Below are 15,507 nucleotides of genomic sequence, written 5' to 3' on the forward strand. Positions count from 1 at the left end.
ATTTGGTTACTTTGGCCTCATCAAAGTAACTCGCCGAGGGGCGAAAAAGTGACCTGAGCCGAACTCCAATCTACCTGACATCGCATAACTGCTGTGTGACGCAGAGCGTCACGAACGGCATTCCCACGCGGAGCATGGGGACGATAGTCAGCGGAATTTCAGTCCCGTATTCCGGGCTCTTCAGGACGCGTATGTCACCATGAGCACCGGGCGTGGAAACGAGCAATCACGATCAAACCCGCGCCTGCACGTTCACCCAATACCGCGTGAAGCGCTGCACGCGTACCGGGAGGGCGAGTTCGAGCATGTCGAGGATGCGCTCGCTGTCGGCCAGCGGGTAGCTGCCGGAAATCAGCAGCCCTGCAACCCTCGCATCGCAATTCAGACGACCGCGGCGGTAGCGACTCAACTCTGCAAGAAAATCCGCCAGCCTCATGCGCGACGCCACCAGCATCCCGTCCGCCCAGGCGCCACTGCCTGCGTCCAGCGGACGAACCTTGTCCCAGGCATCACGGCTGAACGTCACCTGCTGGCTGGCGCGCAGCATCAAGCCCGCTCCGCTCTTGCCGGCAGGGGCTATTTCAAGGGCTCCGGCAAACACGGCCAATTGCGTACGCCCATCCAGCTGACGCAGGTTGAAACGACTGGCGCCTGTCGACGCCCTGACCGTGCCTTGCGCGCTCAACAGGTTCAGCGGGCGCGTGTCCGCCGAGGCCGTCATGAGGATTTCGCCCTGCAGCAGTTCGATCAGGCGCTGCTGCGCATCAAAACGTACATCCACCGCGCTGGCAGTATTCAACTGCACCTGACTGCCGTCGCTCAACGCCACCTTGCGCTGTTCGCCCACACCACTGTCGTAGTCGGCCAGCAAAGGTTGCAGGGCAATCTGTTCGCGCAGGCTCCAGCCCGCTGCCGAGCCTGCGCCGAGCAGCAATAACAGTTTGAGCGCATGCCGACGGCTGGCGGACTTCGGCGCATTGAGTGCCGCATGCGCCAGCGGCGAGGACAGTCCACTCAGGCGCTGGTTGACCCGCTGCATGTGCGCCCATGCCCGTTGATGCTCGGCGTTGCCATTGAGCCACAGCTGCCAGGCGTGCTGACGGCGGGCATCCAGCGTGCCTTCCTGCATTTCCAGCAGCCAGCCAACGGCCTGCTGTGCCACGGCAGGCGAGATGTCGGATTTGTTCAAAGACTCGTTGTTCGGATTCATAGGGCGAAATAGCAGCGCAGGGCGGCCTTGTGCAGATGACGCTTGACCGTGGCGATGGAAATACCCAGTTCGGCAGCGATCCGGCCATGGCTCAAGCCGTCGACCTGCGACAGCAGAAACGCCCGCTTGACCAGTGCTGGCAGGCCGTCCAGCAGTTGATCGAGTTCGACCAGGGTTTCGAGAATGATCGCCCGCTCTTCTTCCGAAGGCGCCACGCGCTCCGGCAGTTCGGCCAGTGCCTGATAGTAGGCATGCTCCAGGTCCTGACGCCGGTAGTGATTGCACAGCACACGCTTGGCAATCGTCGTCAGAAAGGCTCGCGGCTCGACGATTTGCGCTGTATCGCGTGCGCCCAGCACCTTGATAAAGGTGTCCTGCGCCAGGTCCGCCGCGCTGTGCGGGCAGCCGAGCCTGCGCCGCAACCAGGTCGTCAGCCAGGCGTTGTGAGCCCTGTACAGGCCTTCGACAGTGTGATTGAGAGCGGAGTGGGCGACGGGCATCACGGGGAAACAATCCACGGGGACTCATTGGTGGCGTGGATTCTGGCAGACTCTTTTGCGTATGAGAATATTTATCATTAATATTGCGGTTCATTTTTCCCGCCCGGGATCGAAAAAACGCACGGCAAAAGCCAGAACCAGTGTCGTAATGCGTGGTGAGAGCAACTGCGGCTGGGTGGCGGTTGATGAGCATGGGCAGCGGTGAGTCAGCTATTGGCCTAAAGCCGTTCTGTACTCACCTGGTGTCGCCCCAGTGGCCTGACGAAAACGGTTGCTGAAATGGCTGGCGCTGGCGAACCCGCAAGCCAGCGCGATTTCGCCCAGTGGCTTGCCGGTACTGCGCAGCAATTGGCGCGCCTGCTCGATGCGCCGCGCCAGCAGGTACTGGTGCGGCGGCAACCCGAAGCTTTCGCGAAACATGCGTGCGAAGTGGTATTCCGACAGCGCGCACAGGCCGGCCAGTTGGCCAACGCTCAGCGGGTCGGCGAGATGCATTTCGATGAAGTCCACCAGATGTCGGCGCAGATGCGGCGCCAGGCCGCCTTTCAAGCGCAGCCCGTCGCGCAGGCCTGCCTGATTGAGCAGCGCATGGCTGACCATCTCGTGCGCCAGGCTGCTGGTCAGCAGGCGCTCGCCGGGTTCTGCCCAGTTCAGGCGAATCAGCTGCCGGAAGCGTGCCGCCTGTATGGGGTCTTCCAGAAAGGTGTTTTCCCGCAGCTGCATCTCGCGCGGCTCGCGATCCAGCAGGGTGACGCAGCCCAGCGCAAACTGTTCCGGGCTGAAATACAGATGCGCCAGACGGATCTCGCCGTTCACCACCCAGGCGGACTCATGACCGGCAGGCAAGATGCACAGCTTGCCCGGCGCGCCTTTCTGGTCGGGTCTTCCGCGGCGAAAGGTCCCGGTACCGTCCTCGATATAGCACGACAGGGTATGGTGGGTCGGTGCGTGATATTCCTGCGAGTCGTGCCGATTGTTCCACAACGCCGCCACCAGCCCGTCGCCCAGCGGCGCGCTCTGCTCCAGATTGGCATTGGGTGAACTGTTCAGGGCCTGAAAGACCTGGATGGATTCAATGGCGGACATGACGATTCCTCTAGGATTTGTATCCTACTCGCTGGTGACGCCGCTGCCAGTAGCGCTTGAATCAAATGCGCAAGATTGTGCAAGCGATGGCAGGCCGGCACGCCGCAGACTGATGGCTCATCAAGGAGCCTGCACCATGAACCTCTCGCTTTATCTGCTGACCGTGCTGATCTGGGGCACCACCTGGATCGCCCTGAAACTTCAACTCGGCGATGTCGCGATTCCGGTATCGATCGTCTATCGCTTCGCATTGGCGGCCTTGGTGCTGTTCGCGTTTTTACTGCTGAGCAAGCGGCTGCAACCAGTCAATCGTCGTGGCCAGTTGATCTGTCTGGCGCAGGGCGTGTGCCTGTTCTGCGTCAACTTCATGTGCTTCTACACGGCCAGCCAGTGGATACCCAGCGGCCTGATCGCGGTGGTGTTCTCGACCTCGACGCTGTGGAATGCGCTGAACGCACGGGTGTTCTTTCGCCAGAAAATCGCTGGCAACGTCATGGCCGGTGGCGCGATGGGCCTGCTTGGGTTGGCGTGTCTGTTCTGGCCCGAACTGTCCGGGCACAGCGCCAGCCGCGAGACCCTGATCGGGCTGGGCTTGGCCCTGCTGGGCACGCTGTGCTTCTCGGCGGGCAACATGCTGTCGAGCCTGCAGCAGAAAGCCGGTCTGCGTCCGCTGACCACCAATGCGTGGGGCATGCTCTACGGTGCGACGATACTGGGCATGTATTGCCTGCTGAGTGGCACGCCGTTCAGCTTTGAATGGAACACGCGCTACGTAGGCTCACTGCTGTTCCTGGTGATCCCCGGCTCGGTGATTGCATTCACTGCCTACCTGACCCTGGTAGGACGCATGGGCCCGGAACGCGCGGCTTACTGCACCGTGTTGTTCCCGATTGTGGCGCTGAACATCTCGACGTGGGTCGAAGGCTACCAGTGGACGCTGGCGGCCCTGCTGGGGCTGGGGCTGGTGATGGTCGGCAACGTGCTGGTGTTCAGGAAGGTCAGACCGGTTGCCGTCGTGGTCGGCGGCAAACTGGCCTGAGTCGGTGGTGATCGTGCATTGCCTGCAGATCGGCAGAGGCGTGGCCTCAGCCTTTCCACACCTGCGGGTTGACCAGATCCTGCGGTCGTTCACCGAGCAGCGCACTGCGCAGGTTGCCGTAGGCGCGGTCGGCCATGGCCTGGCGGGTTTCGGTGGTGGCTGAGCCGACGTGCGGCAGGGTCACCGCGTTCTTGAGCTGGAACAGCGGCGATTCGCTCAGCGGCTCTTTTTCGTAGACGTCCAGACCGGCACCGCGAATGGTGCCGTTCTGCAGCGCTTCGATCAGGGCGGGTTCATCGACGATCGGGCCGCGGGCGATGTTGACCAGGATGGCACCGGGCTTCATCAGGCTCAGCTCGCGGCGGCCGATCAAGTGCTTGGTCTTTTCGCTCAGCGGTACCACCAGGCAGACGAAATCCGCTTCGGCCAGCAACTGGTCCAGGCTGCGAAATTGTGCGCCCAGTTCCTCTTCGAGTTGGGTCTTGCGGCTGTTGCCGCTGTACAGAATCGGCATGTTGAAGCCCAGACGCCCGCGGCGGGCAATGGCCGCGCCGATGTTGCCCATGCCGACGATACCCAGCGTCTTGCCATGCACATCGGTGCCGAAGTGCGGCGGTTCGATGCTGCGCGTCCACTGTCCGGCCTTGGTATAGGCGTCCAGTTCGGCGACTCGGCGGGCGCTGCTCATGATCAGCGAGAAGCCCAGGTCGGCGGTGCTTTCGGTCAGTACATCCGGCGTGTTGGTCAGCAGAATGCCGCGCTCGCTCAGGTAGTCGACGTCGTAGTTGTCGTAGCCGACCGAGATGCTGGACACCACCTCCAGCCTGGTGGCGCTCTGCAGTTGTTCGCGACCCAGCTTGCGGCCTGCGCCTATAAGTCCGTGGGATTCAGGCAAGGCTTCTGCAAACTGCGCGTTGATATCACCCTGCTTGGGGTTGGGCACGATCACGTTGAAGTCTTGCGCCAGGCGCTCGGCCATTTCAGGAGAAACACGGCTGAAGGCGAGTACGGTTTTTTTCATTGGGCAGTCACTCTCGAGCGGTTGAATGAGTAGCACGCTAACATTCCTCCCCGCTCTTTGGCAGCCGCTTTTTGCAGTTGTACGATGTCAGTACGAGGACTTGAGCGCCTGCACATGCAGATCGGCTTCGTCGGCTGCGAGAATTTCCGGCAACGAACCGCGCAGGTATTCAACCCAGGTTCTGATCTTTGCATCCAGATACTGGCGGGACGGGTAGATGGCGTACAGGTTCAGCTCTTGCGAGCGGTAATCGGACAACACGCGCACCAGGGTGCCGTTGCGCAGCCCCTCGATCGCCGAGTAGATCGGCAGGATGCCGACCCCCATGCCGCTGGAAATCGCGGTCTTCATCGCATCCGCAGAGTTGACCAGCAGCGGCGAGCTGTTGATGGTGACCATCTCCTGACCTTCCGGGCCATCGAACAGCCATTTGTCCAGCGGGAACACCGGGCTCACCAGACGCAGGCATGCATGATTCAGCAGGTCGGCAGGCTTGTGGGCCATGCCGAAGGTTTTCACGTACTCGGGGGACGCGCACACGATGCTGTAGGTAATGCCCAGGCGCTGAGACACAAAGCCCGAGTCGGCCAGTTCGCTGGCGAGCACGATCGACACGTCATAGCCTTCTTCCAGCAAGTCCGGCACGCGGTGGGTCATGGTCAGGTCGAATGCCACGTCCGGGTGGTTGCGCCGGTAACGGGCAATGGCGTCGATCACATAATGCTGGCCGACGCCGGGCATCGAATGCATCTTGAGCTGCCCGGCCGGCCGGGCATGAGCGTCGCTGGCTTCGGCCTCGGCCTCTTCCACCGAGGCGAGAATCTGCTCGCAGCGCAACAGATAACGCTTGCCTGCTTCGGTGAGGGCAATGCGCCGGGTGGTGCGATTGAGCAGGCGCGTCTGTAAATGCGCTTCAAGGTTGGAGACCGCACGCGAGACGTTGGCGGTGGTGGTATCCAGCACGGCGGCGGCAGCAGTGAAGCTGCCCGCTTGCGCCACGCAGCTGAAGGCACGCATGTTTTGCAGGGTGTCCATGGGTACTTCTCTGAGTAGATGGCAAATTGTGACATGAAGTAACGGATGCATGTATCCAGACCAAAGGATTATCGCCGTTTCAGTAACAAAGATTCACAAATCTCCCTGCTTATCGCCGCATCGAGCGCCGCCTAGAATCGCCGCCATTCAAGGTGTGTCACCTTCGTTCGGGAACTTGCAGCTGTGCCGCGTCGCATCATCAGAGGGCTCTGGCCCGTCGGTATTCTGGCTTTTACGCTGGTCATCAGCGGCTGTATCGGAACACATGGAATCAAATCGCAGGGCAGTCTCCTGCACGCTGACAGCCTGGTCACCGATCAGGCGATTCAGAGCGCTGCCCTCGACGCCCATTGGCCCGCAGCGCAATGGTGGCGTGCCTACGGCGACGCGCAACTGGACCGCTGGGTCGAGATCGCGACGCTGGGCAGCCCGAGTCTGGCACTTGCCGCGGCTCGGGTGCGCCAGGCAAGGGCGATGGCGCAGGTCGCCGAGTCCGCCGAGTCCGTGCAACTGCAGGGCAACGCCAGCCTGATGCGTCACGACTGGCCCGAGGATCAGTTTTATGGTCCCGGAGCGCTGGCCGATACTCGCACCTGGGACAACAATGCGTCGCTGGGCTTGAGCTACGCGCTGGACCTGTGGGGACGTGAACGCAACGCCAGCGAGCAGGCCGTTGATCTGGCGCATGTGAGTGCTGCCGAGCAGCGTCAGGCGCAGCTCGAATTGCAGGAAAACGTGGTCCGCGCCTATATCCAGCTGTCCCTCGACTACGCCCGACTGGATATCGCCGAAGCGGCCCTGGCCCAGCAGCAACAGATACTCGACCTGGCGCAGCGCCGCCTCAAGGGCGGGATCGGTACGCACTTCGACGTCAGTCAGGCCGAAACCCCGCTGCCTGAGGCGCATCGGCAGATCGACGCGCTGCAAGAGGCCATTGCCCTGAGTCGCAACCAGTTGGCCGCGCTTGCAGGCAAGGGGCCGGGGCAGGGCGCGGCCTTGCAGCGGCCTGCGCTGTCGTTGCACACCGCACTGACATTGCCCTCGGCACTGCCTGCCGAACTGCTGGGTCAGCGACCTGACGTGGTGGCTGCGCGCTGGCAGGTGGCGGCGCAGGCACGCGGTATCGACGTTGCACATGCCGGCTTTTATCCCAATGTCGATCTGGTCGGCAGCCTGAGTTACATGGCCACGGGCGGCGGCGCGCTGGAGTTTCTGACCGGCAGCAAGCTGGGCTACAAGGTCGGGCCGGCCATCAGCCTGCCGATCTTCGACGCTGGACGCTTGCGGGCGGAGCTGGGGCGGGCGTCGGCTGCTTATGATCAGGCCGTGGCGCATTACAACCAGACGCTGGTGATGGCGCTGAAAAGTGTCTCCGACCAGTTGATTCGGCGTGCCTCGATGGACAAGCAGCAGGCGCTCGCCGCTGAATCGGTGGCGTCGGCACAAAAGACCTATGACATTGCCCTGATCGCCTGGCAGCGCGGCCTGACCGATTACCTGAACGTGCTCAATGCGCGCACGCAACTGTTCCGCCAGCAACAGGTTCAGCAACAGGTCGAGGCTGCGCGACTGGAAGCCTACGCCGGGCTGGTGGTGGCGCTGGGCGGTGACGGGGATGGCAATGGTCATTCCGCACACACCGCCGCCGAGTCCGGGGGCGGGCAATGATCGCCGCTCTGCAACGCATCACCGACCTGGCGTGGCGTCGCGAGTTGCACAGTTGGGCGCGCAGTGACGGGGTGACCTGGGTTTACATCTTCAAGGTGCTGCTCGCCGCGTTTCTCACCTACTGGCTGGCACTGCGCCTGGAACTGCCGCAACCGCACACGGCGATGATCACTGTGTTCATCGTCATGCAGCCGCAGAGCGGACAAGTGTTCGCCAAGAGTTTTTATCGCCTGTTGGGGACGCTGGCCGGATCGGCGATGATGGTGCTGTTGATGGCCCTGTTTGCGCAGAATCCGCTGCCGTTTCTCGGCAGTCTCGCGCTCTGGGTCGGCCTGTGTTCGGCCGGCGCGGCGCGCTATCGCAACTTTCGCGCTTATGGCTTTGTGCTGGCCGGGTACACGGCAGCCATGGTCGGGCTGCCTGCGCTGGCGCATCCGGAAGGTTCGTTCATGTCGGCGGTGTGGCGGGTACTGGAAATCACCCTGGGGATCCTGTGTTCCACGGCCATCAGCGCCGCGGTGCTGCCGCAGAGTTCCAGCGCTGCGATGCGCAATGCGCTGTATCTGCGCTTCGGCGGGTTCGCGCGCTTCGTGGTCAACGGCCTGCGCGGCGACATTTCACGCGCTGAATTCGAAACTGGCAACGTACGCTTTGTGGCCGAAGCCATCGGCCTGGAAGGGCTGCGCAGCGTCACGGTATTCGAAGACCCGCACATGCGTCGCCGCAACGGTCGACTCAACCGCTTGAACAGCGAATTCATGACCGTCACCACGCGCTTCAATGCTCTGCACCAATTGCTCGAGCGTCTGCGTCTCGAACAGGCCGATCAGGTGTTGACGCATATCGATCCCGGTCTTGAACACCTTGCAGAGCTGCTCGACGGATTCGCCGACCGCGCGTTGACCAACGATGACGCGGCGCTGCTGGTCACGCGTCTGGAGTCGTACAGGGCGCAGTTTCCCGAGCAGGTCAGAAGCCTGCGCGCCGAGCTGGAGCGCACCCTGCCCAGCGACGCCGAACGACTGGATTTTCACACCTCGTTCGAGCTGCTGTACCGGCTGCTCAGCGAGTTGCTCGACTACGCACGAACCCACGCATCGCTGGCCGACCACAGCCATGAGCGTGAACAGTGGAAGGGCTCGTTCGTACCGCGTACCCACTGGATGACCGCGCTGGCAGCCGGCGCCCGGGCGACCTGCGTGGTCGGGCTGATGAGTGTGTATTGGGTGCTGACGGCGTGGCCCAGCGGCGCGAGCATGGTCCTGGCCTCGGCGGCCACCGTTGCGCTGTCGTCGACCACTCACAACCCCAGGCGCATGTCGTTGCAAATGGCCGGCGGTACATTGCTCGGCGCGCTGTCGGGCTTTCTCGAAACGTTTTTTCTGTTCCCGCACATCGACGGTTTTCCGCTGCTGTGCCTGCTGTTGGCACCGGTGTTTGTGCTCGGCGCGTACCTGGGCTCACGTCCACAGTGGACGGGATACGGCCTGGGGTTGCTGATTTTTTTCAGCCTGGGCTCGGTGCCGGACAACCTGACGGTCTACGACCCCTACACCTTCATCAACAATTACATCGCGATGGTCATCGGCATGCTGATCTGTGCCGCTGCCGGGGCAATTATCCTGCCGCCCAACAGCCGCTGGATGTGGCGGCGCCTGGAGCAGGCCTTGCGCAATCAGGTGGTGTTTGCGATCAGCGCGCCGCTCAAGCGTCTGGGCTCAAGCTTCGAAAGCCAGACTCGCGACCTGATGCATCAGGCGTACGGCCTGGCGATCGGCAAACCGCTGGTACAGCGCGAGCTGTTGCGCTGGATGTTCGTGGTGCTGGAAATCGGCCACGCCATTATCGAGCTGCGCCATGAACAGGCGATTCTGCCAATTCACCCTGCCTACGCCGAGTACCAGCCCTGGCGCATCGCGCTGCGAGTCATGGGGCGCGCCTTGGTGCGCCTGTTCATCCAGCCTGACGCGATCAATCTGCAGCGCTGTCTGCTGGCCGTCGATCAGGCCATCAAACGGGTGCAGGAGGCCGATGAACCCTTCGCCTCGCATTTCGATACGTCGGTGCTGCGCCGGGTAAAAAGCTACCTGCACTTTATCCGCACGTCGCTGCTGGACCCGCAATCGCCGCTGGCCGCTTACAGCGTTGCGCGAACCGCTTCAGGAGTCGTCCATGCCGCCGCGTGAAATAGCCTTCCACGGCCTGTACATGCCGACCCTCACGCTGATCTTTCTGCTGGCCGTGGTTCTGGCATGGGCGCTGGATCGACTGCTGGCCGGTTTTGACCTGTATCGGCATTTCTGGCACCCGGCCCTGCTGCGTCTGAGTCTGTTTATCTGCATCTTCGGCGCGTTGGCGCTGCCCCTTTATCGTTGACGCCTGAGTCGGGAAAAATCTCTGGATGAAAAAGTTCTTCAGTCTGTTTGCCACGTTGCTGGTGCTGGCAATCGCGCTCTGGATCGGTCGCGCGTTATGGGTCGACTACATGGATACGCCCTGGACCCGCGATGGTCGGGTACGCGCCGACATCATCAACGTGGCTGCCGATGTGTCCGGCACCGTGGTCGATGTCCCGGTGCATGATAACCAGTGGGTAAAGCGTGGCGATCTGCTGATGCAGATCGACCCGGAGCATTACCGGATCGCCGTGAAGCAGGCGCAGGCGTTGCTGGCTTCACGCAAGGCGACCTGGGAGATGCGCAAACTGAATGCCAGGCGGCGTGCCGATATGGATGAGCTGGTCATCTCGGCAGAAAATCGTGACGACGCGAGCAACGTTGCCACCTCGGCCCTGGCCGATTACCAGTTGGCCCAGGCGCAACTGGAGGCGGCCGAACTCAACCTGTCCCGCACGCGGGTACTGGCGGCGGTGGACGGTTACGTCACCAACCTCAATGTGCATCGTGGTGACTATGCGCGCATCGGCGAAGCGAAGATGGCCGTGGTCGACATGAACTCGTTCTGGGTCTACGGCTTCTTCGAGGAAACCAAGTTGCCGCACCTGAAAGTGGGTGATCCTGCGGACCTGCAACTGATGAGCGGCGAGGTGCTCAAGGGCCATGTCGAAAGCATCGCCCGCGGCATCTACGACCGTGACAACCCGCAAAGCCGCGAACTGATCGCCGACGTGAACCCGACCTTCAACTGGGTGCGTCTGGCCCAGCGCGTGCCGGTGCGTATCCATCTCGATCAAGTACCGCAGGATGTGTTGCTGGCGGCGGGGATGACCTGCACGGTGATTGTCAGGCCGGTAGACGGCTGATACTTGAGGACGCAGAGCGTCCAGAACGGCATGCCAACGCGGAGCATTGGCACGATAGTGACAAGGCTCGGCTACAGATCAGCGTTCAGCCCAAAGCGTTTTCTCAGGCCCATATCCAGCAGCCCTTTGGGCAGCAACCACGCCATCAGCGGCAGCAGACGTGAGCCGTTGCCCAGGCGCAGCAGGCGTGGCGGATGGGTGTGTTGCACGGCTCTGAGCAGGTCGCGAGCGAATTCGGTGACGGGAGTAGGATTGTCCAGAGAAGCCCTGGCGCGTGCACGAATGCCTTCGCGAATCGGCCACCACGGCGATTGTTCGCTGATCAACTGCTCGGCTTCGTGGCTGGCGTTCTGTGCAAAGCTCGACGCGATCGCGCCGGGCTGAACCTCCATCACCTGTACGCCGAACGGCGCCAGTTCCAGACGCAGTGCATCACTGAGCGCATGCACCGCCGCCTTGGAGGCGCAATAAGCCCCCGCGAACGGCGTGACCAGCACGCCGGATACGCTGCCGATGTTCACCACCAGACCCTTGTTGCGGCGCAGTGCCGGAAACAACGCCCGGGTCACCCCCACCACGGAAAATACATTGGTTTCGAACTGCCGCTGCAAGGCCTGCACACCGCCGTCGAGCAGGGGACCCATCGCGCCATAGCCCGCGTTGTTGATCAACACATCCAGGCCGCTGTGCGCCAGACCGGCGGCCAGTTGCTCCAGCGCCAGGCTGTCGTTGACGTCCAGTTGTACGGCGATGAAACCGGCTGCACTGAGTGCCGCGACATCGTCGGCTTTGCGCGCAGTGGCCCAGACTTCATAGCCGGTGGCCTTGAACGCGTCGGCCAGAGCACGGCCGATTCCGCTGGAACAGCCTGTAATCAAAGCGATGGGCATGGGAGATCCTTGTGGTCAGTCCGAGAAACTGCCTTGTAGATGTTCTGCGCGAAATTCCAGGGTTTGCGGGCGGTACCCGTTGCGCAGTGCCGGCACCGGCACGCAATCCTGCCACGTGCCATTGGCCTGAAGTTCACCGGGGCCGCGATAGCGTGCGGACGCGTAGGTGTTGTCGGTCAGATTCACCGAATCCCCGGGCGCATAGGCCGCGATCCGCCAACGCAGTTCCTGCAGGGTGACCTGATTGGTATTGGTGATGCTGACCTGCAACGGACGATCTGCCGGGCAGCCTTGCGGATCGTAACTCAGGCGGATATCCAGACGCTCAAGCTGGCGTGTTTCCCGACTGTCCTGCCAGATGACGATGGCCGCCACCGCGCCGAGCGCGACCGCCGCAGCCAGCGAGACGGGCAGGGCCTTCGCCGGATAACGGAGCAGAAGGATCAGCCAGGTGAGGATTAACAGGATGCCGATCAACATGCGGCGGGTCTCCAGCAAGATGCAATGTCAGAGATACTACAGACATTGGGCAGGCGTTGACCAATGGGCAAGGCATCGGCGCGGAGAGCGCTGCAGTCTGCCCTTGTTGTTCCACTGTCATAAGTGTCAGTAGGCGCTACGGCCCCACTTATCTAGAGTGTGGGACAGCGCGGAATCTTCCAGCTTCGTCGGACTTATGCAGGTGCCAGTCATGGTTGAACGCTCGATTGCCCTTCATCAGCACACGCCGGCATTACAGTTGGTGGACCCGCGTGGCTTGCCTGTGGCGTCGATTTTGCTGCATCGCTCAAGCATCGACCACGAGCCGGAACTCCGTACCAGCCAGGCGTCATTCGACCTTGCCAGTCGACCTGTCAGCCATTGGGATCCGCGCCTGTGGGCTGATCGGGCACCTGCCAATCTCAGCGTCATTCATTCGCTCGGCGGTCGGGTTCTGGCCAGCGACAGTGTGGACGCTGGCTGGCGAGTGTTGCTGGCGGGGGAGGCCGGGCAGGTAGTGGAAGCCTGGGACGCTCGGGGCGTTGTGCGACGTACTCAGTACGATGCGCTGCTAAGGCCCACCGAAGTTTTTGAAGATGAGCACTGCGTTGAGCGCTTGCTTTATGGCGGCCCTGACTCGACCGCATATAACCAGTGCGGTCAGTTGATTCGTCATGATGATCCGGCAGGTACGCGGCTTGACGATGCGTATGGTCTTTCGGGAAGTGTTATTCGTCAAACGCGGCGCTTTCTGCACTCTGCCAATGAGCCTGACTGGCCCGCGTCGCTGGCCGGGCGTGATGCCTTGCTGGAACCCGGCGACGGCGCAACCACCTGCTGGCACTACAACCCGTTGAACGAAACAATTCGGCAAATCGATGCGCAGGGCAATGTTCAGTTGCTGGATTACACCGTTGCGGGGCAGTTGAAAAACAGTCGTTTGCAACTGAACTGTCAGGCTGAACAGGTTTTGGTCAGTGCCATTCAATACGACGCGCAGCAGCGGGTGGTGTCGGAAACGGCTGGTAATGGTGTGATCAGCACGGCGCTCTATGCCACTGAAGACGGTCGTCTACTGGAGTTGAATGCCAGGCATGGCAATGGGCCGATGTTGCAGGACTTGCTCTACGGCTACGATCCCGTTGGCAATGTCATCCGTATCGAGGACCGCGCTCAGTCAACGGCTTATAACCGCAATCAGCGCATCGACCCTGTTTCGGCCTATGGCTACGACACGCTGTACCAACTGATCGAAGCCACAGGTCGGGAATCAGCGGTCGTCAATCACGGTCCGGTGTTTCCGGGTTTTCAAAGCCCTGCCGACCCTGCGCAACTGGCCAATTACACCCAGACCTACCGCTACGACGCGGGTGGCAACCTGCAACAGCTTACCCATACAGGCGCGCAGTCCCATTCGCGAACGCTGGTGACTGCGCGTTACAGCAACCGCAGTCTGCCGGTGATCAATGACCATATACCCGGTGAAGCTGAAATTGCTGCAGCCTTCGACGCCAATGGCAATTTGCTCGCCCTGCAAGCCGGGCAAGATCTGAGTTGGGATCGACGCAACCAGCTGCAGCAAGTGCGTCCAGTGGTTCGTGAATCCGGCAATGATGACAGCGAACGCTACAGCTACGACGCCAGCGGCCAGCGCCTGCGCAAGGTGCGTACCACGCAGGCCAAAACCATTACCCATACGGCCGACGTGCGCTACTTGCCAGGGCTGGAAGTGCGCACCGATAGCGTCACTGGCGAAACCCTGCACGTTGTTGTGGCCCAGGCCGGTCGCAATAACGTGCGCGTGCTGCATTGGGCGTCTGGAAAGCCCGACGTGCTTGAAAATGATCAGACTCGCTACACCCTGAACGACCACCTGGGGTCCGGCACGCTGGAACTGGACGGGCAGGCGCAGCGTGTCAGTCAGGAAAGTTATTACCCGTTCGGCGGCACGTCATGGTGGGCGGGGCGCAGTGCGATCGAGGCGAGTTACAAGACCGTGCGTTACTCGGGCAAGGAACGCGATGCGACGGGGCTTTATTATTACGGGATGCGGTATTACGCGCCGTGGTTGCAGCGCTGGATCAATCCGGACCCGGAGGGCGTTGAAAGCGGTTTGAATTTTTTTAATTTCAGTGCCAACAGCCCGATTGTGTTTGTCGATATCGGCGGGTTGACACCATTCCCTTTTGAAAAACTAAATAATCCGAAGGTATTGGCAGCAATCCGCAGCGGCTCCTATTTAGAGGCTCAAACTCTAGCTCGTGATGCGCGAGCTTTCAACGATGTAGCATCGATAAATGAGTGGCTGGTTTCATTGATGAGGGTTACAAAAATAAGTGATGCCAAAAGATTTGATAATAGGCTTAATAATACGCTATTGACAATGGATGTGCCGGATAGCAGTATTAAGTTAATCATTAAAAAAGTAAATTTTAGTACGGGCGCTCAGCGTGAGGAGTTGGCTTTTATAGTAAGTCATAAATTAAAGCTAAACCTTGTTCCTCCCACCATCGCCAAGGCAAAAATAGCGGTTCAGCAAATGATCGTAGGTGGGAAAAAAAACACAACTTCGGGAGTTAAGTTTCCGGAAGATGCCAAATTTTTTTACTACCTGGTGAATCAAATAGATGACAATTCAGGTAATCAACTTTGGCGGCAGGACGGCAGTGTGTATCTGATAGATCACGAATCGACGTTCTCAACAATAAACAATCAGGCGTACACGCTTGAAAATATAGACCTTCTGAGCGTTTTTGATGTGGACCGATGGGCCGCATTTAACAGTATTGGAGGGGAGGAGTGGCGGAAGATTATTGCTCAGTCGGGTTCGACATTGAAGGACACGGAAATAGACGCTTTTTTACACCGTGTTGCACAAACAAAAATTTCTGTGCAAAAACATATTGATCAAGGAACGGCTTCTTTTGGGAAAAAGCGAAGTCTTATGCAGCGGGTGCTTAATAAAAAAACCGCCGGATAGCGTTTCTACTACGCGGTGAAGTTTGAGAATGAAATAAATTAAAAACCCTCAACACCTCTCTGTGCATATCAATATACACAAAGAGCCGTTGAGGGCTGTCTCACTTGCAGCTAAAAGCGTCTGTTAGCGAGCGATAGTCTGGGTCTTCACACCCGCTTCCAGCGCGTTCGAACGACCGTAGCTATCTTCGAAACGCTCGATATCGTCTTCGCCCAGGTAGCTACCCGATTGCACGTCAATGATTTCCAACGGGATCTCGCCCGGGTTGTGAGTCTATGTGCCGAGTCAATCGTGATGGTTTCAAGCTGAAAAAGTATTCAGTGCACTACCTGGCAA

The 15,507-nt window shown here is 60.5% G+C and carries 13 protein-coding genes and 1 pseudogene; 6 read left to right on the forward strand and 8 right to left on the reverse strand.

Features of this window, described 5'->3' with window-relative positions; all coding sequences use genetic code 11:
* Positions 1-232: 232 nt before the first annotated feature.
* From KUIN1_RS05750 to KUIN1_RS05760, 3 genes are all read right to left on the reverse strand, one after another.
* Positions 233-1,210 (reverse strand): FecR domain-containing protein, encoded by a 978-nt coding sequence (locus KUIN1_RS05750; protein WP_116886569.1) that lies wholly within the window; start codon positions 1,208-1,210, stop codon positions 233-235.
* Positions 1,207-1,710, reverse strand: coding sequence for a sigma-70 family RNA polymerase sigma factor (locus KUIN1_RS05755; protein WP_004406806.1), 504 nt, complete (start codon positions 1,708-1,710; stop codon positions 1,207-1,209). The genes KUIN1_RS05750 and KUIN1_RS05755 overlap by 4 nt, the downstream gene beginning before the upstream one ends.
* Positions 1,711-1,920: 210 nt before the next feature.
* A complete protein-coding gene (locus KUIN1_RS05760; protein WP_057457036.1) occupies positions 1,921-2,796 on the reverse strand; it encodes an AraC family transcriptional regulator in 876 nt (291 codons plus the stop codon).
* A gap of 136 nt (positions 2,797-2,932) precedes the next feature.
* On the opposite strand from KUIN1_RS05760, the gene KUIN1_RS05765 reads away from it, so the two are divergent.
* Entirely contained in the window at positions 2,933-3,835 is a 903-nt protein-coding gene (locus tag KUIN1_RS05765) for a DMT family transporter (RefSeq protein WP_024661101.1), read from the forward strand.
* A 46-nt stretch (positions 3,836-3,881) separates the two neighbouring features.
* Here KUIN1_RS05765 and KUIN1_RS05770 read toward each other — a convergent pair whose 3' ends face one another.
* On the reverse strand, positions 3,882-4,856 hold the full coding sequence (locus KUIN1_RS05770; RefSeq protein ID WP_004406787.1) for a 2-hydroxyacid dehydrogenase: 975 nt from the start codon (positions 4,854-4,856) through the stop codon (positions 3,882-3,884).
* Positions 4,857-4,943: 87 nt separating this feature from the next.
* The gene (locus KUIN1_RS05775; protein ID WP_004406777.1) at positions 4,944-5,891 is read right to left on the reverse strand and encodes a LysR family transcriptional regulator; all 948 of its coding nucleotides are present in this window, start codon (positions 5,889-5,891) and stop codon (positions 4,944-4,946) included.
* 183 nt (positions 5,892-6,074) lie between these two features.
* Between KUIN1_RS05775 and KUIN1_RS05780 the strand changes: the two genes are divergently transcribed.
* The 4 genes from KUIN1_RS05780 to KUIN1_RS05795 are packed head-to-tail and all read left to right on the forward strand — an operon-like array spanning position 6,075 to position 10,821.
* Positions 6,075-7,559: an efflux transporter outer membrane subunit gene (locus KUIN1_RS05780; protein WP_116886568.1), complete on the forward strand. Its 1,485-nt coding sequence runs from the start codon at positions 6,075-6,077 to the stop codon at positions 7,557-7,559.
* The gene (locus KUIN1_RS05785) at positions 7,556-9,745 is read left to right on the forward strand and encodes an FUSC family protein (RefSeq protein ID WP_103754067.1); all 2,190 of its coding nucleotides are present in this window, start codon (positions 7,556-7,558) and stop codon (positions 9,743-9,745) included. Before KUIN1_RS05780 ends, KUIN1_RS05785 begins: the two co-directional genes overlap by 4 nt.
* Positions 9,732-9,935 (forward strand): DUF1656 domain-containing protein, encoded by a 204-nt coding sequence (locus tag KUIN1_RS05790; protein WP_004406774.1) that lies wholly within the window; start codon positions 9,732-9,734, stop codon positions 9,933-9,935. Before KUIN1_RS05785 ends, KUIN1_RS05790 begins: the two co-directional genes overlap by 14 nt.
* A 25-nt stretch (positions 9,936-9,960) precedes the next feature.
* On the forward strand, positions 9,961-10,821 hold the full coding sequence (locus KUIN1_RS05795; protein ID WP_011266790.1) for an efflux RND transporter periplasmic adaptor subunit: 861 nt from the start codon (positions 9,961-9,963) through the stop codon (positions 10,819-10,821).
* A gap of 71 nt (positions 10,822-10,892) precedes the next feature.
* Here KUIN1_RS05795 and KUIN1_RS05800 read toward each other — a convergent pair whose 3' ends face one another.
* Both KUIN1_RS05800 and KUIN1_RS05805 read right to left on the reverse strand, forming a co-directional pair.
* Positions 10,893-11,711, reverse strand: coding sequence for an SDR family oxidoreductase (locus KUIN1_RS05800; protein WP_011266791.1), 819 nt, complete (start codon positions 11,709-11,711; stop codon positions 10,893-10,895).
* A 15-nt stretch (positions 11,712-11,726) separates the two neighbouring features.
* Positions 11,727-12,191, reverse strand: coding sequence for a hypothetical protein (locus KUIN1_RS05805; RefSeq protein ID WP_004406770.1), 465 nt, complete (start codon positions 12,189-12,191; stop codon positions 11,727-11,729).
* A 211-nt stretch (positions 12,192-12,402) separates the two neighbouring features.
* On the opposite strand from KUIN1_RS05805, the gene KUIN1_RS05810 reads away from it, so the two are divergent.
* Positions 12,403-15,171 (forward strand): RHS repeat domain-containing protein, encoded by a 2,769-nt coding sequence (locus KUIN1_RS05810; protein WP_232060016.1) that lies wholly within the window; start codon positions 12,403-12,405, stop codon positions 15,169-15,171.
* Positions 15,172-15,294: 123 nt separating this feature from the next.
* On the opposite strand, the pseudogene KUIN1_RS05815 reads toward KUIN1_RS05810, so the two are convergent.
* Positions 15,295-15,467 (reverse strand): annotated as a pseudogene (locus tag KUIN1_RS05815) (mannose-1-phosphate guanylyltransferase/mannose-6-phosphate isomerase); the annotation flags it as partial.
* Between the last annotated feature and the right edge of the window lie 40 nt (positions 15,468-15,507).

This window comes from Pseudomonas sp. KUIN-1 (genome assembly GCF_009176725.1).
GTDB classification, from domain to species: domain Bacteria; phylum Pseudomonadota; class Gammaproteobacteria; order Pseudomonadales; family Pseudomonadaceae; genus Aquipseudomonas; species Aquipseudomonas fragariae.

Excerpts from the sequence above, each read along its gene's own strand:
- KUIN1_RS05750 (WP_116886569.1), bottom strand. The coding sequence starts at position 1,210 with ATGAATCCGAACAACGAGTCTTTGAACAAATCCGACATCTCGCCTGCC.
- KUIN1_RS05795 (WP_011266790.1), top strand. The coding sequence starts at position 9,961 with ATGAAAAAGTTCTTCAGTCTGTTTGCCACGTTGCTGGTGCTGGCAATC.
- KUIN1_RS05760 (WP_057457036.1), bottom strand. The coding sequence starts at position 2,796 with ATGTCCGCCATTGAATCCATCCAGGTCTTTCAGGCCCTGAACAGTTCA.
- KUIN1_RS05765 (WP_024661101.1), top strand. The coding sequence starts at position 2,933 with ATGAACCTCTCGCTTTATCTGCTGACCGTGCTGATCTGGGGCACCACC.
- KUIN1_RS05775 (WP_004406777.1), bottom strand. The coding sequence starts at position 5,891 with ATGGACACCCTGCAAAACATGCGTGCCTTCAGCTGCGTGGCGCAAGCG.
- KUIN1_RS05785 (WP_103754067.1), top strand. The coding sequence starts at position 7,556 with ATGATCGCCGCTCTGCAACGCATCACCGACCTGGCGTGGCGTCGCGAG.
- KUIN1_RS05810 (WP_232060016.1), top strand. The coding sequence starts at position 12,403 with ATGGTTGAACGCTCGATTGCCCTTCATCAGCACACGCCGGCATTACAG.
- KUIN1_RS05805 (WP_004406770.1), bottom strand. The coding sequence starts at position 12,191 with ATGTTGATCGGCATCCTGTTAATCCTCACCTGGCTGATCCTTCTGCTC.
- KUIN1_RS05755 (WP_004406806.1), bottom strand. The coding sequence starts at position 1,710 with ATGCCCGTCGCCCACTCCGCTCTCAATCACACTGTCGAAGGCCTGTAC.
- KUIN1_RS05790 (WP_004406774.1), top strand. The coding sequence starts at position 9,732 with ATGCCGCCGCGTGAAATAGCCTTCCACGGCCTGTACATGCCGACCCTC.
- KUIN1_RS05770 (WP_004406787.1), bottom strand. The coding sequence starts at position 4,856 with ATGAAAAAAACCGTACTCGCCTTCAGCCGTGTTTCTCCTGAAATGGCC.
- KUIN1_RS05800 (WP_011266791.1), bottom strand. The coding sequence starts at position 11,711 with ATGCCCATCGCTTTGATTACAGGCTGTTCCAGCGGAATCGGCCGTGCT.